Source organism: Kurthia sp. FSL E2-0154 (assembly GCF_038003625.1).
GTDB classification, from domain to species: domain Bacteria; phylum Bacillota; class Bacilli; order Bacillales_A; family Planococcaceae; genus Kurthia; species Kurthia gibsonii.
The window spans coordinates 1,126,356-1,144,136 of sequence record NZ_JBBOPO010000001.1 but is presented as its reverse complement, the minus strand read 5'-3'; the positions used below and the strand labels follow the sequence as shown (position 1 = coordinate 1,144,136).

Below are 17,781 nucleotides of genomic sequence, written 5' to 3'. Positions count from 1 at the left end.
GCATGTCGATGTGGCAACAATTGAAAGTTGCATTACTTATTACAATCGTATGGATGGGGATTTGTGGCTTGGCATATCCACTTATAACGACAGGAGTCGCACAGATCGTCTTTAAAGATCAAGCGAACGGTAGTTTAATAGAAGAAAAGGGACAAGTAATTGGCTCAGCTTTAATCGGTCAAACATTTGAACAAGATCAATATTTTCAATCAAGACCGTCAGCTATTGCATATAATATCTATGAAAAAAATACAGAAAATAAAGAGGGCGTTCGCTCAGGTAGTGCAAACTATGCACCTTCCAATCCTGAATTGATGAAACGTATCGAACAAGATGTAGCGCAGTTTTTACAACAGCACCCAACCGTCGAAAAACAACAGATCCCTGCAGATTTACTGACTGCATCAGGATCTGGATTAGATCCACATATTTCGCTTAAAGCGGCGAAAATTCAATTAGATCGCTTGCATGAAACAACAGGCTTATCAATAGATGATTTGAAAAAAATTATCGAACAAGCTACAGATTCACGTTCATTAGGTATCTTTGGAGAAGAAAAAATGAATGTTTTAAAAGCTAATCAACAAATCTACCGTCAACTTAATTCTTAAATAGACATCATGAAAAATTGAGAGAATTCAAATTCGAAATAAAAAGACAGCAATCGCGTCACGATGCGATTGCTGCTTTTTTTATATTTGAATCTTATTTTATAACTTAAATTGACGTACTATTTGATTTAATTGTTGTGCCATTGTTGCTAACTCATCAGCATTTGAAGAGATTTGTTCCATTGAACTTGTTGTTTGTTGAATCGTAGCTGTTGTTTCTTCTACTCCTGCAGCAGATTCTTCTGAGACCGATGAAATTTCATCGACTGCTACTTGAATTGTACGTGAAGATTGTTCAATATCTTGTAAATCATTCGAGATGCTTTTAACTCCTGTAGCCATTGAAGTCACAGCTTTATGGATTGTTTCGAATGTTTCACTCGTTGTTTGAATCTGTTCGGTGCCACGTACAACTTCGCCATAACCATGTTCTAAAGAAGTGGACACTAATGTTGTATTCGCTTGAATTTTTTCAACGATATTTGAAATATCCGTTACTGAACTTGATACTTGCTCTGCTAATTTTCTCACTTCATCTGCCACAACGGCAAATCCTTTACCAGCTTCACCTGCACGTGCCGCTTCAATTGCAGCATTGAGCGCAAGTAAGTTTGTTTGATCTGCAACCCCATTAATCACTTTCACAAGCATGGAAATTTGTTTCGATTCCTGATTTAATTCTTGCATATTTTCAACTGCATGATTCATAATTTGATCAATTGTTTTCATTTGGTCTGTTGATTTTTCCATTAGTTCAGCACCATTTGATGTGAAATCAAGTACTTGTGTAGAATGATTATAAATTTCGTTTCCTTTGTCACTTGCAGTACGAATCACTTGTACGAAAGCATCTGTAGAAGAAGAGAGTTCTCTTGCGTGCGATGCTTGTTCTTCTGTACCTTCAGCTAATTCTTGCATCGTTATAGAGATTTGATTTGAACCTTGTTTAATTTCATCGGCTGACTGTGCTAATGAATCACTATGACCTGCCACGTTTTGTGCCACATCTTGCATAGAAGCAATGGTATGTTGTAATTTTTCTGTTAAGTCGTTTGAAGCATAACCTAATTGACCAATTTCATCACGGCGTGTAACAGATACTGTCTTTTCAGTTAAATCTCCAGAAGCAATCTTTTTCAGACGAGCAGTAATCGTAATAATTGGTTGTGAAATAACACGAGCAGAAAGCATAGAGATAACAATGGTTAAAAGAATAATAATAACTGCCAGAATAAATGTATATACTTTACCTTTTTTAGCAATTTTATAAAGTTCCTCACCATTTTTTTTCATATCATCTGAACGTAAATCAGCTAATTCTTCAAAACCTTTTCGGATTTCTGTACCTGCTTCATCAACAGAAGTTAAATTTTTTGCAGCAGTTTTGACATCACCTTTTTCATATACAGCAAATACTTTATCTTGAATATATGTATACCAACTGTCTGTTTTGTCTACTAAGTCCTTTGCAATTTTTTTATCGCTAATTTGATTGATTATGTGTTCATTCTCCATTCGCGACTTATTGTATTCTTCGAAAATATCTTTATAATTTGGATCATCAGACAAAATATAGCCGCGTGCAGCTGCAATTTGTACAGAGAAATCCGATGCAACGCGTTGATTTGCAATTTGTAGTTTTAAATCTTTTGATACCATAACATTCATACCATCTTGGACATTCTTAATTACGGTTAGGCTATAATACCCATAGCCTAAAAATAGAACTAAAACAATCGCAAAACTAAATAAAATGCGCATTTTGATTGTTTTAAAATTTAATAGCTTTTTCATTGTGGTTCCTCCTGACTGTCGATGAAAATAGTATAAAGGAATCATAAAAATAATTCTATTGTTTTTTTTGATAATATAAATAAAGTTTCAACATAGCTTTATTGGAAGTGTGACTCTTTTCTTTTGAATTAAATTGTTGACAATACCTATAGGGGTATACTATAGTGTAACTAGGAAATCGGTTATGCGTTATCGCAAACCTATTTTTTTAGAAAGAAAAATACCCATAGTGGTATATGGAGGCAGAGAAATGAGAACAGATTATCAACTCGATGTACAAGGTTTAGCTTGTCCAATGCCCATCGTTAAAACAAAAAAAACGATGAATACAATGGAGATTGGCGAAACAGTAGAAGTAATTGCTACGGATGCGGGCTCAAAAGCGGATTTGCAAGCTTGGGCAGCTTCAACAGGACATCAGTACATTGGTTTAGTTGAAGAAGGTTCTGTGTTAAAACATTACCTACGTAAATGTAACGAAGCAGAAGAACGTGAAAAAACATTTGAACAAACTGCTTCACTTGAAGAAGTGCAGAATATTTCGAATGATTCAATCGTATTAGATGTTCGTGAAGAAGTTGAATATGCCTTTGGACATATAAAAGGTGCAACATCAATTCCTTTTGGAAAATTATTTGATAATATGGATAAATTAGACAAAACAAAAACATACTATGTAATCTGCAGAACAGGTACAAGAAGTGATTTAGCGTGCCAACAATTAGCAGAACATGGATTTAAACATGTATATAATGTTTTACCTGGTATGACAGCATACACAGGTGAATTAGAAAAAACTATTTAATTATTGGAGGAAAACAATTATGTCCAACAAAGTAGCAATTATCGCAAGTAACGGTGGTCTTTTCGACGCTTATAAAGTATTCAATATCGCAACTGCAGCAGCAGCAACAGAAAAAGAAGTAGCTATTTTCTTCACATTCGAAGGTTTAAATTTAATCCATAAACAAGGTATGCACCACTTAGCAGCACCAGCAGGTAGTGAGCAAGTAGCAGCAGGCTTTGCGAATGCCAACGCACCATCAATTCCTGAATTAGTAGAGATGGCACAAGATCTAGGTGTAACATTCATCGCTTGTCAAATGACAATGGACGTTATGAATATTCAAAAAGAAGATTTAATTGACGGAATCGATGTAGGTGGTGCTGTAACATTCTTAGAATTTGCAAAAGATGCCGCACCATCATTAAGCTTCTAATTACAAGACAAACAGGGTTTTGTCTACCCTAGATAGACATCCCTTTTATTTACGAAAAAATAATACCTATGGGGGGAATCTAAAATGGAAAAATGGACAGCTCAAAAAGTAGCAAACTATGTCATTCATAAAAAACAATTATTTATTTTAGATGTACGTAATCAAGATGCATTTGCAGATTGGAAAATTGACGGTGAAAACTTCGAATATATGAATATTCCTTACTTCGATTTACTAGATGGTGTCGAAAAATTAGTACCTCAATTGCCAAAAGACAAAGAGATTTTAGTTGTATGTGCAAAAGAAGGTTCATCTGTCATGGTAACTGAAATGTTAGATGAAGCAGGCGTAAAAGCAGGTTATTTAGAAGGCGGTATGAAAGCTTGGAGTAGCTATTTAGAGCCTTTAAAAGTAGCTGATTTAGAAAAGGGTGGCGAATTGTATCAATTCGTTCGTCTAGGTAAAGGCTGTCTGTCTTATATGGTAATTTCAGAAGGGGAAGCAGCAGTAATTGATGCTGTACGTTTTGCAGATGTATTTGAAAACTTTGCAAAAGAAAAAAATGCTGTTATTCGTTACGTATTCGATACGCATTTACATGCAGACCATATTTCAGGAGGTCGCTTACTAGCAGAAAAAACGGGTGCAACATACTACTTACCGCCAAAAGATGCAGAAGAAGTTGTGTTCGATTATGTACCACTTGAAGATGCAACAACTGTAAAAATCGGTCAAGCTAAAATCGATATTCAAGCGATTTATTCACCAGGACATACAATTGGTTCTACATCATTCATTATTGATGAAAAATATTTCTTAACAGGTGATATTTTATTCATTGATTCAATTGGTCGTCCAGACTTAGCTGGTTTAGCAGAAGATTGGGTGGGTGATTTACGTACAACACTTTACAATCATTATCGCCAATTAAGTACGGATTTATACGTGTTACCAGCGCACTTTATGATTATTGAAGAATTAAATGAAGATGGTACAGTAGGTAAACGCTTCGGTGATTTACTAGCAGAAAATCATGGTTTGAATATCGAAGATGAAGAAGAATTCCGTAAAACAGTAACAGATCACTTACCACCACAACCAAATGCTTATACACAAATTCGCCATGTGAATATGGGACGTTTAACGCCATCAGCTGATGAACAAACAGAGATGGAAATCGGACCGAACCGCTGTGCAGTAAGATAAGTATTTGAGGGTTAATAACTAGTTCTATATAATTAAAATGAAAAGAGGATATAAAAATGAAAATTGATTTACAACTAGATGCAAAAGGTTTATCTTGTCCAATGCCAATCGTACGTACGAAGAAAGCAATGGACCAATTAGAATCAGGTCAAGTGTTAGAAGTAACTGTAACAGATAAAGGTGCATTAGCAGATATTCCAGCATGGGCAAATGCAAGTGGCAACAAGATTGTGAAACAACAAGAAAATGGAGATGAATACGTATTTATCTTACAAAAAGCATAAATACCTTCATCTAGAAAGAAGGGACTCCCGTGGATATAGCATGGATCTTAACCATATTTGGGATTGGATTAATTGGGAGCTTCATTTCAGGTATGCTCGGTATTGGCGGGGCGATTATTAAGTTCCCATTATTACTGTATGTACCACCACTATTTGGTTTTGCAGCATTTACATCACATCAAGTATCAGGTATTAGCGCAGTGGAAGTTATGTTTGCTTCCGTTGCGGGCGTACTTGCTTATCGTGGTAGTAATTTACTGCATAAACCACTCATTTTAACGATGGGTACAGGAATTGTACTTGGTAGTTTTGTCGGGAGCTTCGGTTCAAGCTATTTTAATGAAGAAAGTGTCAACATGGTATATGGTATACTCGCAATATTAGCTGCTGTTATGATGGTTATACCAAAGAAAAAAGTTGAACAACAAGGTGACATTGTTTTTAATAAGGGATTAGCTTTCTTTTTAGCTATTCTAGTTGGTGTCGCATCAGGAATCGTTGGAGCAGGTGGAGGATTCATCCTCGTACCGATTATGTTAGTCGTACTAGGAATTCCAACACGTATTACGATTGCATCTAGTCTTGCCATTACGTTTATCGCGTCTATTGGTGGCTCAATCGGCAAGATTACAACAGGGCAAGTGGACTGGATTCCCGCGATTATTATGATTGTAGCAAGTCTAATTGCAGCACCTATTGGAACAAAAGTAAGTAAAAAAATGAATATTAAAGCATTACAAATTTTCCTAGCTATTCTGATTTTAGCAACAGCCGCAAAAATTTGGTTGGATATTTTAATATAAGGAGGGGAACAATATGGTTTGGGCCATTATAGCTGCTGTCGTTGTATTATTTTTTGTCCTACGTATGAAAGGGACGAAGGGCTTAAATCAAATGACAACAGCCGATTTAAAAGAACAACTAAAAAAGAAACCAGCAAATACGATCTATTTAGATGTTCGAACACCAGCAGAATATAAGAGTCGTCATATTAAAGAATTTAAAAATATGCCACTGGGATCAAATTACAGTACACTCGATTCATCGAAAAAAGTCGTTGTAATTTGTCAGAGCGGTATGCGTAGTATGCAGGCATGTAAACAATTAAAAAAACTAGGCTTTTCAGACATCACAAATGTACGAGGTGGTATGAGTGCCTGGAGATAGGGGTACATCATGAAAATTGAAGTTTTTACAGATTATACGTGTCCATTTTGCTATATAGGCAAGCAAAAACTTATGCAAGCAATTGAAAAAGCGAATATACAAGAATCAATTGAAATTCAATATAAAAATTACGAAGTACATCCAGAAATTCAAGGCGCCGTTCAACAACCTTATAAAGATTATTTGCTTGAAAGTATGGATGGACGAGCTGAAAAAGTTGATACATTTTTAGCAGAATTACAACAACATGCGAAAGAAGTCGGATTAACGTATCATTTTGATACAATGATTCCAGCCAATACAGCAGATGCACATCGTCTTGCAAAATGGATGGCAAAAGAGCAAAAAGAACACGAATGGACAGAAAGGTTAATGCAAGGGCACTTTGTTGAAGGGGAAAATCTTGCAGATCGAGCATATTTATTTGCCTTAATTGAAGAACTCGGCTATTCAAAAGAAGAAGCAAAACGAATTTTAAATGAGCAAGACTACCAACAAGAACTTGACCAAGATGCATATGATGCACAACAAATTGGTGTAGACCGCGCACCTTTCTTTGTGTTTGATAATCGCTTTGGTATTATCGGTGCGGAACAAGAAGAAGTCTTCATTCGTACGTTAAAACAAACAGCTGGTGAAAATTAACAAAAATTGTACGATTTCTTGTCATCTCTGAAATCCCACTAGGAGTTACTATGTGTTTCATGGTATGCTATCTAGTGGGATTTTGTACGATTTAAAAAAGGAGTGTTACTATGTCACGCGCATTTTCACGAGCATCGTTCTTTTTTGTATTTGTTGGTTTATTTTTACTAGTGCCACCATTTACAGATCAAGCAATTGATTTTTTATCAAGTAATGTATTTATTTTTCTAGGTTTCTTCTTATATATGATTGGTGCAATTTTAACTGCAGTTAGTGTGTATAAAGGAGAAAGAAATGTATTAGTTGTTGTAAATATTCTAGGTATTCTTGGGGGTATTTTCTTTATCTTTATGCTATCTACAGCACTTGGTGTTTAAAATCATAGCGCAAAGGAAGAAAAAGTTAACAATAAAATGAAAGAGGCTACGATAAAGTAGCTTCTTTTTTTGTTAGAAGAGCCAAAAAAACCAAGTAGTCACTTGTCCGTCAAGTCACTGCTTGGTTTTTTTCGTTATGGTAGGTATGTTTGAAATGTATCACCATTTTTAGTTTTTCATGTTGTAAATCATAAATGCAGCTGGTACATAAGAAATAACGAAGATTGCAGCGTACCAACCTAACATACGTGGTAGAGAAAATGAAACTTTTTTACCTTTACTATAAGAGAAGTCTAACCAGATTGCACAAACGACGGGAATTGAAATCAAACCTGCGGCAATTAAAATAATGTCATAGATGTTCATGATGATTTCCTCCTTTTGTATGAAGCATTCCGTAAACTGTGTCAACTTTGTGAATTAATCATATATCTAATCGTTAGAATTGTCAATTAATTCAGTTTTTTTATTTGACAAAACATATAAAAAAGGGTAAACAACTTTCGGTATGAAAATTGTTTACCCTTTTGTAGTAGAAAACAATTATATTGTTTTCTTTGGTACAAATGGTAACGCACGATAAACTGTAACAATAAAGTTAGCAAGTGGTTCAACTAAAAATGCCAGTTTATTTATAGTATAGGCGACTAATAAACCGATTACGATACCTACTACTACATCACCAGGATAATGGTTTCCAACATACATGCGAGAAAAGCCTGTTATAAGTGCAAATACCATCATGACAATACCGATTCGTTTGTTGCGTAGTGCAATCGCAAAAGCAAGTGCAATTGCACCTGTCGTATGGTCACTTGGGAATGAAGCGTCTCTTGCGTGATCTACTAATACATTTAAGTCATCATGTGTCACAAATGGACGTGGCTCAAAATAAATTTTACTAATTAGTACATTTATTAAAATGCCAAGAACACCTGAAAGAGCGGAGTAAACAACGGTTTTTTTCATATACTCTTTTCCAAAGAACCACATCATTAGTAAGACGGTTGCAAAAACAGGAACTGCGTAGTTTGTTGCGAAAATCATGATTGCATCTACAATAGAAGATTTTCCAGCCAAATCATTAATGGCTTTTAGTAATTCATAATTCAATGATGTCACTCTTTTCCTTTAAATTTCAATAGCTATTGTAGCATAGTTTATAGCCAATCTCTTTACATAGACTATAAAATTTGAGAAAGGTTCCATTCTTGTAAAAAAGGTTAAGATAAAAAAATATCGGGTATGTAAACAAGTGGAATGATACATTATTTGTAAAAAAGGTGGTATTTTAATTGTATAGAAAAAAAGGTTGTCTAGCTTGATATTATCGGTCAGTATTTTAGCTGTACCATTAACGACTTCATCTTTATACGCGCAAGCTACCCCAAAGCAAAGCCTCTCACCAATATCTACAAGTCATCCATTCATCAATCAAATCTCACCTGAGGTTGTCAGATTAAGTAATCAATATGGTATTTATGCTTCTGTTATGTTGGCACAAACTATTTTAGAAAGTAATTATGGCAATAGTAGGTTAAGCCAAGCACCGATTTATAATCTTTTTGGTATGAAAGGAAAATACAATGGTCAAGGTGCAAACTTCCAAACGAAAGAGTATAAAGATAGCGGCACATATCAAATACGTTCTACATTCAAAAAATATACATCCTATACGGAATCTCTAGAAGACTATGCAAAACTAATTCGAAATGGGTTAACGCATAACCCGAGATACTATGCAGGAGCTTGGAAGGAGAATACAAAAAGTTACAGAGATGCGACAGCTATTTTAGCAGGAAGATATGCAAGTGACTTAAGCTATAGTAAAAAGCTGAATCAAATTATTGAACGTTATGATTTAACAAAATTTGATCATTTAAAATCGACTACTGTAGCTGGTGAAACAGAAACTACAGCGAATGCGAAACCAGAAAGTATTTTAGAAAATGTAGGAAAGCAAAATGGACAACAAGTTTTAGCAGGTGTATCTACTCAAAAGATTGTTTATACACCGACTAAATACTATCGAGTAAAAAAAGGTGATTCATTAACAAGTATTGCTGCGCGACATGGTATTACGACAGCACAATTAAAGAAATGGAATGGTTTAACACATGCGACCATTCAAATTAAACAAAAATTAGTTGTTGATGTAAGAGGGAATAAGAAAAATCTAGCACAAAATAATACACCATTACGTTATGTGATTCAGCAAGGTGATTCGTTATCGAGTATCGCGGCAAAGTATCAAACAACAGAACAAAACTTGTTAATTTTGAATCAGTTAGACTCTTCTTTTGTATATGAAGGGCAAATCATCTATTTACAATCCTTAAAATAATGTATGTACATGAATATGTTTATGCCAATTATTCGTTTAAGTGGATAATATTAGTGTATAAACGTATTCTTTTTTGTTTTTTGTCGAAAAAAGTTGAAATAGTATTGTATAAAAAATTTTTTGAATGTATAATTATGACTGCATTTAAAAACAATTTATATCATAAATATTCAATCAATCGTTAGGAGTTATACATCAAGATGTTTAAGAGAGATAAAGCAAAAAAAAGAGCAGCACAAGGGATTAATGCATATGTATTAATTTTTAGTTTAATTGTGATTTCAGCTATTTTAACTTATTTTGTGCCTGCCGGTCAGTTTGATAAGGTAGAGAAGGATGGACGTGAAATATTAGTAGCCGATTCCTTTCAATTTGTGGACAATACACCTGTTGGATTTCTAGATATTTTTACAAGTATTCATGCAGGTATGGTAAATGGTGCAGGAACGATTTTCTTTGTACTAATTATCGGTGGTGTTTTCGGTATTATGAACGCAACAGGTGCGCTTGATACATTTGTTGTGACATTTGCTGAAAAAATGAAGCGTAAAGAAAAATTGATGATCCCTGTATTCGTACTATTCTTTGCGATTTGTGGTGCAACAATGGGGATGAGTGATGAAGTTGCCGTTTATGTAGCACTCATCGTTCCTTTGACCATTGCACTTGGTTTTGATGCAGTGACTGGTTTTGCAATTGTTGTAATGGGTGCATGGATGGGCTTCACAGCCGGGTTTTTAAATCCATTCTCAACCGCAGTTGCACAAGGCATTGCAGAACTTCCAACCTTCTCAGGTATGGGACTTCGTATTGTCGTATTTATTATTTTTGTATTAATGGCGAGCTTTTTCATTTATCGTCATGCTTCAAAAGTCCAAAAAAATCCAGAACTCGGTATTTACGGTAAGTTCGGTCAGTTTAGTCCAAAAGATAAAGACAAAACGTTAAAAATGACATTACGTCATAAATTAGTATTAACCGTATTCATGCTAAACTTTGTTGTACTTATTTTAGGTGTCAAACTGTATGAGTGGTTTATTCCTGAATTAGCAGGTCTATTCTTATTGACAGGTATTATTATGGGGATTGTTGGTGGTTTAATTCCATCAGAAATCGCGAACAGCTTTGTAAAAGGTGCCAGTGAACTACTTGGTGGTGCATTGATTATCGGTTTAGCACAGGCAGTCCTTGTTATCTTCCAATCAGGCGGTTTATTAGACACAATCCTTCATTATATGAGCAATATGTTATCAGGTGTTCCATCTGCTTTAACAGCAGTTGCGATGATGTTTATTCAAATGGTGATTAATTTCTTAATTCCATCACAAAGTGGACAAGCAGCTTTAACAATGCCAATTATGGCGCCGCTTGCTGATTTAGTGAATGTTACGCGTCAAACGGCAGTTCTCGCTTTCCAACTAGGCGATGGGATTGCAGCCTTACTGTTCCCGACAAATGGTGCATTAATCGCTGCACTTGCAGTTGCGGGAATCCAGTGGAATAAATGGGTAAGATGGTATATGCCATTCTTTATCGCACAAGTAATTGTCAGCATTATTATTTTAATTGTGGCACATGCGATGAATTACGGCCCGTTTTAACCAATATATAATAGTAGAAACTCAAATAATGTAGAAAAGAGATGAAGGGATTTCCCTTTCATCTTTTTTTATATGTACTGAAATAGAAGCTGTTTTTGTCATATAAGAGTCCGTTATTTATAAAAAATACGATAAAATTTTATGAAATCTCGATTATTTTATAAGAAAATAAATAAAAAAAGTAGTTTTATTTTTGAATGAAAAGAATGTTGAAGTAAAAAAATGGATGTTTAAAATGTTGATTCTATACGGTTTTTAGTGAAAATGCAGCAATCCAAGGTTTTTGCATCCAAATTATACCACTATGTGTAATGTTGTTGTAACATGCGTGAGAATGAACTGACATCTGATTGAAATTTATGTTTGGTATAGTAGTGACAGTTAGAAAAACCGAGGAGGACATTTCACATTATGAAAAAACAAATTATCGCACTGACAGGTGCCATCGCATTATCAACAGCAGCATTCGCAGGTACAGCGTCAGCGAAGACAATTACGATCCAATCAGGTGACACACTATCGAAATTAGCAGCAGAGCACAATACAACAGTGCGTACGCTTCAAAATATGAATCATATTAAATCAGCGAACTTAATCTATGCAGGCGCTCAACTAGAAGTTGGTGACGGCAATGGCAACGCAACTTACCAAGCTCCTGTAAAACAACAAACAACACAATCAACATATAAAGCACCAGCGCAACAACAAACACAAGCAAAATCAACATATAAAGCGCCAGTACAACAAAAACAACAAGCACAAACACAAACAAAGTCATATCAATCAACACAAAAAGCAAGTAATGCATCATCATACCAAGGTTCATCATCTTCAGCGAAATCATGGATTGCACAAAAAGAATCAAGCAACTCATATGAAGCAAGAAGTGCAACAGGTAAATATATTGGTAAATACCAATTAGATAAATCCTATTTAAATGGTGACTATTCAGCAGCTAACCAAGAACGTGTAGCGGATAACTATGTAAAACAACGTTATGGTTCATGGGAAAAAGCAAAACAATTCTGGGTTTCAAACGGCTGGTACTAATTCAAATTCCATAGAAAAAATGAGAAATGGCTTTTAGCCACTTCTCATTTTGTGTTACATACTATTTAATCTTCGCGTGTAGGGTCCAATCCCTTCACGAAATATAAACACTGTTTAAAAATGCGTTGTTGATCATAATCAATTACAGCGTAGTGATAACTATCATATAACATAATTAAATGCTTCTCACGTGAGTTAAAAGCGTTCACAAGGTGATCTGCATTCGAAGGTGGATATACATGATCTTCAATAGACTGTAATACTAAGACGGGTGTTGTAATGAGATTAGCTTGTTCTTGAATTTTTTCACTTACTTCTTTTAATTCTAAAATGAGTCGTGTTGGATATTTAGCATAAAGTGCATGCTCAGCACGTTCATTTTTAACATCTACTGTACCACGTGGAACATAGTCAACATCTCGTTTTAAAGCTGTTTCAGCATCCTCCATTAATTTTAAAGGTGGTTGGAAGAGAGAGTTGATTAAAATAAGTCCTTCAACTTCATATTTTGTAGCAAGTTGTTGAGCAAGTGCGCCACCTGTTGCGAAGCCGAGTAAAATAATGTATTCCATTTCTTCAAAGAATGGTTCAAATTCTAGTTCAAGAGATGTTAAAATTTCCGTATAATTTACTTGATTTAATTCCTCTGGGGACGTATCATGTCCAAGTAAGCGAGGAAGTTTAACAGAATAACCCGCATCTGCAAAAGCAGTGGCGATTGGATATAAATGTGCAGGGGAGCCACCAAAATCATGAATTAAAAAGATGCCTACATCTTTCCCGGTCTTTTCGAAAGGTTGTGCATGAATTTTTGTTGATTCAGTCATACGAATAATCCCTCCTCTTTTCATTATTATACCCCAAAAAAGAGAATTATTAACGAAATGGAATTGTCGAAAAATGTATTTTTAATATAAAGTTGCATTATGGTAATTAAAAATTATTGAAAAATAAAAAAAACACCTATAAAAACAAGAGTTTTTTTAACTTTTATCTTATAAAATAAATGGTTAGATTTTCTTTCTTTATAAACGTAAATAATTATAAAATAACTTTTTATAACCTTTATTGTTAAAAAAAGTGTAATATAATGTAAAAAATAAAAAATAAAAGATTAATTTGTCGAATTTTGTTGAAAGAAATACCATCTTAGTGATAATATTAACGATATTATGATATAGATTGTATATAGAGAAAGCACGATTTAACATCGCTTTGGGGGAAAGTAATATGAAAGTAATAATTTGTGAAGAAGATTACTCATATATTGAATTGGTACATAGTACATTATTTAAATTTGCTAAAGTAAAAGGTATCAATGCAGAATTTAATTTGACAACAAGAAAGCCGTCAAGCATTATACGCTTTTTAGGGGCAGATCAAGCAGAGTTGTATTACATCAGCTTAGATTTAGTTGAAACAATGCCAGCAATTGAATTAATTAAAGGAATCCGTGAACAAAATGAAAAAGCACTAATTCATGTAATGTCTACAGATATCGTAAAGTTAAAAGACCCAGAATTAACACAGTATAAAATTTTTGGACAAATTGTTAAAACAACAAACGGTTCTATGCGAGATGAACTGAGAAAGTCATTTGCTGAGTCATTTTCATATTTAAAAGCCAATTCATATTTTACATAGTGTGTATCAATTTTAAAACTTTAGCTTCCTGTATTAAAACATGGTATGATGAATACGAGGTGTTGATATGGAATATGTAAAAGTGATTGCGCTCATATTATTTCTAGTATTTGTTGTACTACAGATTTGGTGGAGACAAAAAGCACGAATTATCGCTTACTTTTTCTTTATTATTTCAGCAACATTGTATATTCTAGGTTTTGATTGGCCGTTTTGGTTCCAAATCATTGTCATCATTTCGGTTATTGCCATTGTCGTCATATCACTCTATATTGAGTTACAAGCTACTGCAATTGAGCATAAAAATGATCGAAATCGTAAACAAGCAACACATGCCGATCAACGCAAAAAGAATAAGTAGAGAAATAATAAATACAGAACGAAAATTTAGAGCAGAAGGGCATATGCCTTTCTGCTCTTTTTCTGATTCAAACGATTATTTTTTAATAGCAGGTGGACCAAATACGCCACGCTGTAAGTCTTGAAAAGCTTCCATAATCTCTGCGCGTGTATTCATCACAAAAGGACCACCTAATGCCACTTGTTCACGAATAGGTACACCTTAATAAATCAGTACCTTTGCACGTGTTTTCGCTGTTATTTTTAATTCACTTTCTTTTGAAGCATTTATATCTTCATTATAAGAAATCGTTGCAACACCTGTTTTGTTAAGAGAAGTAGATGACTCACCAAAAGTCATCTCACCAGCTAACATATAAAGAAAAGCATTATGGTTTTCTGGAAGAATATGGGTATATTCAGCTCCTTCATATAACGTAATTTCGGTCATTGTAATCGGAACTAAACTATTCATGGGACCTTTTACACCTAAAAACTCACCAGAATAAATTCGAATGAAGCCTTTTTCGATGGCAACAACTGGTGCATCTTCTAAACGAATATTTTGATAGCTTGTTTCGGTATTTTTTAAAGCCTTGGGTAAATTCAACCAAAGCTGTAAAGTGTGAATTAAATCATCTTCATAAGCCTCTTCAGCGTGACGTGCTGACCATCCCGCATTCATGTACTGTATGTCACCAGCATCTAATATACTGTATCCTCCACCATTATCGATATGCTCTAAACGTCCATCTACTACATACGTTACAGTTTGAAAACCACGATGTGGATGATCACCGAATACGCCACGTTTAAACCAATCTTCAGCTAATAAAATAAAGGGATCAAATTCTGTTTGTCTTTCAGGTGGTAAAAGAAAAGCTTGTTGTACATGCGGGTAACCATTTTGATTATAAGTAGGATACCAAAAGTCTTTTATTTCTCGTATGAAGCGTGATGTTTGTGTCATGAAATTCCTTCTTTCGATATAAAGTAGTGCTATTTCTACTTTTTATTTGAATAGCCATCGTTTAATTTATTATAGTTTGAATTGATTAAATAACCTAGCAACAAAACTTCAGATATGTCGTATAAGCTACAATTTACATCATTAATCTGAAGAAAATAGAAATAGAGACGTATAAAGAATGAAAGTATCTACAAATGTTAGAAGAAGTTAAGTTTGACCAAATAACAAAAAAGTGAGGATTAATCGTGCGACTTTTTGTTGATACTTCGGAAATCAATATAATTTACTTGAAAAATTATTCAAGAAGAATGAATTGAGAATCTTGTTGAAAAATTAATATATATTAATAAGAAAGAAGTCGCCTTGTATATTAGGGCGACTTCTTTCTTATTGGATATTAGTTTTAAAAGAAAAAGATGGATAAAATAATACTAACAAGCGCTGCTAAAATCATCGCAACAGAAGCGAAAGATCCTTCCAATTCACCAATGGAAAAAGCAGTTGATGTGCCACAACCATGCGCACCCATACCGAGTAATAAACCCCGAGCTGAAGCACTGCGAATTCGCATGAATCGAATAACTAGCGGCCCAACAATGCTACCAGCTAATCCAGTGACAATAACGAAAATCGCTGTTAGATTGGGTTGTCCACCTAGCATGGTAGAAAGATCCATGGCAATCGGTGTTGTAATTGAGCGTGGCATCATACTATGAACCATCTGACTTGAAAAATTTAATGATTTTGCTAAAAAATAAGATGATGTGAAAGCAATGATTACCCCAATAACGAGGCTACCAAGAATAGCAGTAGCATATTGTTTAATTAACGCGCGATTTTTATAAATAGGAACTGCAAAAGCCACTGTTGCAGGACCTAATAATAAACTAATATAGTGTGCGCCACGCGCGTATGTCGTATAGTTAACATGAAACACACTTAAAAATAGTACGAGCGTAACAGGACAGATAATAAGAGGTGAAAGCCAAAGATATGGATAACGCTTTGCGAGCATTTTACTGAGCATATAAATAAATAAAGTTAAAACGATACCGAGACTAAGACTTGAAATCATCTGTTTGCACCTTCTTTCTGGAAAGAAAGTGAGCTGTCACGCCTGTACCCATCATGACAAAAACTGTACTTATAAAAATAATAATAATAAGTTTTATACCCACTATACCGAATAAGTCAGGGTAATTCATAATTCCCACTGCTGAAGGGATAAAAAATAAAAGTAATTCCGCAGTTAATAATTTCGCACCAACATCTACTGCTTTTAATGGAATAATACGGAGGTACAGTGCTAAAAAAAGAAGTACGAGACCGATGACGCTTCCCGGAATTGGTAAGTGTGCATACGAATGTATCGTATTCCCTATGAGTAAAAAAGTTGTAATGATTAAAATTTGCACACAAATTTGTATAATTTTCATATAGTTTCCTTCTATCTAATAAGTCTATATTAATTGTACACCTGTTTTAACCATTCGTAAAATTAAATATTTTTATATTTTCTATTCCATTTCGGAATAATTATCTTTAATAAATTCGATAAACTTTTTCATTGCATGTGAACAGTAGCGTCCTTTTTTCGTAATGAATGAAATCTCCCAAGGAATGACAGGGTACACAGGGATTGTTTTAATGACGTCTGCATTCGCTTTTGCAGCGATGGATTCCGGGAAAAGAGCTACCCCTAAATTATGTTCGACCATTTGACTAATGAAATCCCACTGTGAACTAATAAATGCGACATCTGGCATGAATCCTGCTTTTTCACATTCTTCGGTAATACGGTCATGAATTGTGAAGTCGTCACTAAATAACAACATTTTTTCATTTTTTAAATCGAGCATTGATACATTCGCTTTTGCAGCAAGAGGATGATCGTGATGAACAATAAGCTGTACTTGTTCTGTAGTGAATGGAAGTAAGTCATAATCTTCTTCATGTGCAGGTAACATAACAAACCCACCATCTAAATCACCATCAAATACACGCTCTTTTACGATATTTGCGCCCACTTCGTCTAGTGTAATCGTAATTTCAGGATAGATTTTTTGAAAAGCTTTCATCATTTCAGGGAAAAATAAAATGCCAATAAGCGGTGGCATACCGAGTTTAATATGTCCTTTTTTTAAATCTTCTAAGTCCTCTAATACGAGATGTACTTCATTGACCATTTGAATAATTTTGAGTGCTCGCTCGTAAACTAATTCGCCTGCATCTGTTAGTACGCTTTTTCGTTGGGAACGATCAATTAAAGTCGTATTCAACTCTGTTTCAAGTAGCTTCACAACTTTACTCAGTGTTGGTTGTGTTACATGCAGGGAAGCAGCAGCTTTTGTAAAGCTTTGTTGTCTTGCTACTTCTGTAAAATAAATTAATTGTCTAACGTCCATATGTAAGCCTCCAAATGCATTAGAATACATTTATTGTAACATTTTGTATAGAAAAAATAATGAAATGCTCTAAATCTTCTGTAAAAATATTTTATTTAAGACTTTTGGATGAAAAAGAAACAGG

23 protein-coding genes are annotated in these 17,781 nt (G+C 34.4%); 14 read left to right on the top strand and 9 right to left on the bottom strand.

Annotated features, from left to right (window positions below):
* The first annotated feature begins 8 nt into the window (after window positions 1-8).
* Window positions 9-611, top strand: coding sequence for a potassium-transporting ATPase subunit KdpC (kdpC, locus tag MHB75_RS05580; protein ID WP_340996383.1), 603 nt, complete (start codon window positions 9-11; stop codon window positions 609-611).
* Between the two features lie 99 nt (window positions 612-710).
* Here the strand turns inward: kdpC and MHB75_RS05575 are convergent, their stop codons facing one another.
* On the bottom strand, window positions 711-2,405 hold the full coding sequence (locus MHB75_RS05575) for a methyl-accepting chemotaxis protein (protein ID WP_340996382.1): 1,695 nt from the start codon (window positions 2,403-2,405) through the stop codon (window positions 711-713).
* A 250-nt stretch (window positions 2,406-2,655) separates the two neighbouring features.
* Here MHB75_RS05575 and MHB75_RS05570 point away from each other — a divergent pair, with 250 nt between their 5' ends.
* The 8 genes from MHB75_RS05570 to MHB75_RS05535 all read left to right on the top strand — a co-directional run bounded on the left by MHB75_RS05570 (window position 2,656) and on the right by MHB75_RS05535 (window position 7,304).
* Entirely contained in the window at window positions 2,656-3,210 is a 555-nt protein-coding gene (locus MHB75_RS05570; protein ID WP_340996380.1) for a sulfurtransferase TusA family protein, read from the top strand.
* Window positions 3,211-3,229: 19 nt separating this feature from the next.
* Window positions 3,230-3,625: a DsrE/DsrF/DrsH-like family protein gene (locus MHB75_RS05565; protein ID WP_340996378.1), complete on the top strand. Its 396-nt coding sequence runs from the start codon at window positions 3,230-3,232 to the stop codon at window positions 3,623-3,625.
* 84 nt (window positions 3,626-3,709) lie between these two features.
* Window positions 3,710-4,831, top strand: a complete 1,122-nt coding sequence (locus tag MHB75_RS05560; protein WP_340996375.1) for an MBL fold metallo-hydrolase — start codon at window positions 3,710-3,712, stop codon at window positions 4,829-4,831.
* A gap of 56 nt (window positions 4,832-4,887) precedes the next feature.
* Window positions 4,888-5,115: a sulfurtransferase TusA family protein gene (locus tag MHB75_RS05555; RefSeq protein ID WP_141274377.1), complete on the top strand. Its 228-nt coding sequence runs from the start codon at window positions 4,888-4,890 to the stop codon at window positions 5,113-5,115.
* A gap of 29 nt (window positions 5,116-5,144) precedes the next feature.
* On the top strand, window positions 5,145-5,918 hold the full coding sequence (locus MHB75_RS05550; RefSeq protein ID WP_340996372.1) for a sulfite exporter TauE/SafE family protein: 774 nt from the start codon (window positions 5,145-5,147) through the stop codon (window positions 5,916-5,918).
* Between the two features lie 13 nt (window positions 5,919-5,931).
* Window positions 5,932-6,282, top strand: a complete 351-nt coding sequence (locus MHB75_RS05545; protein ID WP_340996370.1) for a rhodanese-like domain-containing protein — start codon at window positions 5,932-5,934, stop codon at window positions 6,280-6,282.
* A gap of 9 nt (window positions 6,283-6,291) precedes the next feature.
* Complete coding sequence (locus tag MHB75_RS05540) at window positions 6,292-6,927, top strand: DsbA family oxidoreductase (RefSeq protein ID WP_340996367.1); 636 nt, start codon at window positions 6,292-6,294, stop codon at window positions 6,925-6,927.
* Window positions 6,928-7,037: 110 nt separating this feature from the next.
* Window positions 7,038-7,304 (top strand): hypothetical protein, encoded by a 267-nt coding sequence (locus MHB75_RS05535; RefSeq protein WP_068453307.1) that lies wholly within the window; start codon window positions 7,038-7,040, stop codon window positions 7,302-7,304.
* A 168-nt stretch (window positions 7,305-7,472) separates the two neighbouring features.
* Here MHB75_RS05535 and MHB75_RS05530 read toward each other — a convergent pair whose 3' ends face one another.
* Together MHB75_RS05530 and MHB75_RS05525 are read right to left on the bottom strand one after the other, a co-directional pair.
* Window positions 7,473-7,670: a hypothetical protein gene (locus MHB75_RS05530; RefSeq protein WP_068453309.1), complete on the bottom strand. Its 198-nt coding sequence runs from the start codon at window positions 7,668-7,670 to the stop codon at window positions 7,473-7,475.
* 177 nt (window positions 7,671-7,847) lie between these two features.
* Window positions 7,848-8,417 carry an undecaprenyl-diphosphatase gene (locus MHB75_RS05525; RefSeq protein WP_340996364.1) on the bottom strand — a complete coding sequence of 190 codons (570 nt, stop codon included), beginning with the start codon at window positions 8,415-8,417 and terminating at the stop codon, window positions 7,848-7,850.
* A 199-nt stretch (window positions 8,418-8,616) separates the two neighbouring features.
* Between MHB75_RS05525 and MHB75_RS05520 the strand changes: the two genes are divergently transcribed.
* The 3 genes from MHB75_RS05520 to MHB75_RS05510 all read left to right on the top strand — a co-directional run bounded on the left by MHB75_RS05520 (window position 8,617) and on the right by MHB75_RS05510 (window position 12,299).
* Entirely contained in the window at window positions 8,617-9,648 is a 1,032-nt protein-coding gene (locus MHB75_RS05520) for a glucosaminidase domain-containing protein (RefSeq protein WP_340996362.1), read from the top strand.
* A gap of 200 nt (window positions 9,649-9,848) precedes the next feature.
* On the top strand, window positions 9,849-11,249 hold the full coding sequence (locus MHB75_RS05515; RefSeq protein WP_340996361.1) for a YfcC family protein: 1,401 nt from the start codon (window positions 9,849-9,851) through the stop codon (window positions 11,247-11,249).
* Between the two features lie 411 nt (window positions 11,250-11,660).
* On the top strand, window positions 11,661-12,299 hold the full coding sequence (locus MHB75_RS05510; protein ID WP_285216108.1) for a LysM peptidoglycan-binding domain-containing protein: 639 nt from the start codon (window positions 11,661-11,663) through the stop codon (window positions 12,297-12,299).
* A gap of 65 nt (window positions 12,300-12,364) precedes the next feature.
* Here the strand turns inward: MHB75_RS05510 and MHB75_RS05505 are convergent, their stop codons facing one another.
* Complete coding sequence (locus MHB75_RS05505; RefSeq protein ID WP_170214746.1) at window positions 12,365-13,126, bottom strand: alpha/beta hydrolase; 762 nt, start codon at window positions 13,124-13,126, stop codon at window positions 12,365-12,367.
* 403 nt (window positions 13,127-13,529) lie between these two features.
* Between MHB75_RS05505 and MHB75_RS05500 the strand changes: the two genes are divergently transcribed.
* Window positions 13,530-13,943: a hypothetical protein gene (locus tag MHB75_RS05500; RefSeq protein ID WP_340996358.1), complete on the top strand. Its 414-nt coding sequence runs from the start codon at window positions 13,530-13,532 to the stop codon at window positions 13,941-13,943.
* Window positions 13,944-14,010: 67 nt separating this feature from the next.
* Window positions 14,011-14,304, top strand: a complete 294-nt coding sequence (locus MHB75_RS05495) for a hypothetical protein (RefSeq protein ID WP_340996356.1) — start codon at window positions 14,011-14,013, stop codon at window positions 14,302-14,304.
* 75 nt (window positions 14,305-14,379) lie between these two features.
* On the opposite strand, the gene MHB75_RS05490 is transcribed toward MHB75_RS05495, so the two are convergent.
* From MHB75_RS05490 to MHB75_RS05470, 5 genes are all read right to left on the bottom strand, one after another.
* Window positions 14,380-14,496, bottom strand: a complete 117-nt coding sequence (locus MHB75_RS05490) for a pirin-like C-terminal cupin domain-containing protein (RefSeq protein ID WP_340998577.1) — start codon at window positions 14,494-14,496, stop codon at window positions 14,380-14,382.
* 9 nt (window positions 14,497-14,505) lie between these two features.
* A complete protein-coding gene (locus MHB75_RS05485) occupies window positions 14,506-15,252 on the bottom strand; it encodes a pirin family protein (RefSeq protein WP_340996355.1) in 747 nt (248 codons plus the stop codon).
* A 403-nt stretch (window positions 15,253-15,655) separates the two neighbouring features.
* Window positions 15,656-16,327, bottom strand: coding sequence for an LrgB family protein (locus tag MHB75_RS05480; protein WP_141273966.1), 672 nt, complete (start codon window positions 16,325-16,327; stop codon window positions 15,656-15,658).
* Window positions 16,311-16,688, bottom strand: coding sequence for a CidA/LrgA family protein (locus MHB75_RS05475; RefSeq protein WP_340996354.1), 378 nt, complete (start codon window positions 16,686-16,688; stop codon window positions 16,311-16,313). Before MHB75_RS05475 ends, MHB75_RS05480 begins: the two co-directional genes overlap by 17 nt.
* 81 nt (window positions 16,689-16,769) lie before the next feature.
* Window positions 16,770-17,657 carry a LysR family transcriptional regulator gene (locus MHB75_RS05470; RefSeq protein ID WP_340996353.1) on the bottom strand — a complete coding sequence of 296 codons (888 nt, stop codon included), beginning with the start codon at window positions 17,655-17,657 and terminating at the stop codon, window positions 16,770-16,772.
* Window positions 17,658-17,781: the final 124 nt, after the last annotated feature.

Excerpts from the sequence above, each read along its gene's own strand:
- kdpC (WP_340996383.1), top strand. The coding sequence starts at position 9 with ATGTGGCAACAATTGAAAGTTGCATTACTTATTACAATCGTATGGATG.
- MHB75_RS05575 (WP_340996382.1), bottom strand. The coding sequence starts at position 2,405 with ATGAAAAAGCTATTAAATTTTAAAACAATCAAAATGCGCATTTTATTT.
- MHB75_RS05570 (WP_340996380.1), top strand. The coding sequence starts at position 2,656 with ATGAGAACAGATTATCAACTCGATGTACAAGGTTTAGCTTGTCCAATG.
- MHB75_RS05565 (WP_340996378.1), top strand. The coding sequence starts at position 3,230 with ATGTCCAACAAAGTAGCAATTATCGCAAGTAACGGTGGTCTTTTCGAC.
- MHB75_RS05560 (WP_340996375.1), top strand. The coding sequence starts at position 3,710 with ATGGAAAAATGGACAGCTCAAAAAGTAGCAAACTATGTCATTCATAAA.
- MHB75_RS05555 (WP_141274377.1), top strand. The coding sequence starts at position 4,888 with ATGAAAATTGATTTACAACTAGATGCAAAAGGTTTATCTTGTCCAATG.
- MHB75_RS05545 (WP_340996370.1), top strand. The coding sequence starts at position 5,932 with ATGGTTTGGGCCATTATAGCTGCTGTCGTTGTATTATTTTTTGTCCTA.
- MHB75_RS05540 (WP_340996367.1), top strand. The coding sequence starts at position 6,292 with ATGAAAATTGAAGTTTTTACAGATTATACGTGTCCATTTTGCTATATA.
- MHB75_RS05535 (WP_068453307.1), top strand. The coding sequence starts at position 7,038 with ATGTCACGCGCATTTTCACGAGCATCGTTCTTTTTTGTATTTGTTGGT.
- MHB75_RS05530 (WP_068453309.1), bottom strand. The coding sequence starts at position 7,670 with ATGAACATCTATGACATTATTTTAATTGCCGCAGGTTTGATTTCAATT.
- MHB75_RS05515 (WP_340996361.1), top strand. The coding sequence starts at position 9,849 with ATGTTTAAGAGAGATAAAGCAAAAAAAAGAGCAGCACAAGGGATTAAT.
- MHB75_RS05510 (WP_285216108.1), top strand. The coding sequence starts at position 11,661 with ATGAAAAAACAAATTATCGCACTGACAGGTGCCATCGCATTATCAACA.
- MHB75_RS05505 (WP_170214746.1), bottom strand. The coding sequence starts at position 13,126 with ATGACTGAATCAACAAAAATTCATGCACAACCTTTCGAAAAGACCGGG.
- MHB75_RS05500 (WP_340996358.1), top strand. The coding sequence starts at position 13,530 with ATGAAAGTAATAATTTGTGAAGAAGATTACTCATATATTGAATTGGTA.
- MHB75_RS05495 (WP_340996356.1), top strand. The coding sequence starts at position 14,011 with ATGGAATATGTAAAAGTGATTGCGCTCATATTATTTCTAGTATTTGTT.
- MHB75_RS05485 (WP_340996355.1), bottom strand. The coding sequence starts at position 15,252 with ATGACACAAACATCACGCTTCATACGAGAAATAAAAGACTTTTGGTAT.
- MHB75_RS05480 (WP_141273966.1), bottom strand. The coding sequence starts at position 16,327 with ATGATTTCAAGTCTTAGTCTCGGTATCGTTTTAACTTTATTTATTTAT.
- MHB75_RS05475 (WP_340996354.1), bottom strand. The coding sequence starts at position 16,688 with ATGAAAATTATACAAATTTGTGTGCAAATTTTAATCATTACAACTTTT.
- MHB75_RS05470 (WP_340996353.1), bottom strand. The coding sequence starts at position 17,657 with ATGGACGTTAGACAATTAATTTATTTTACAGAAGTAGCAAGACAACAA.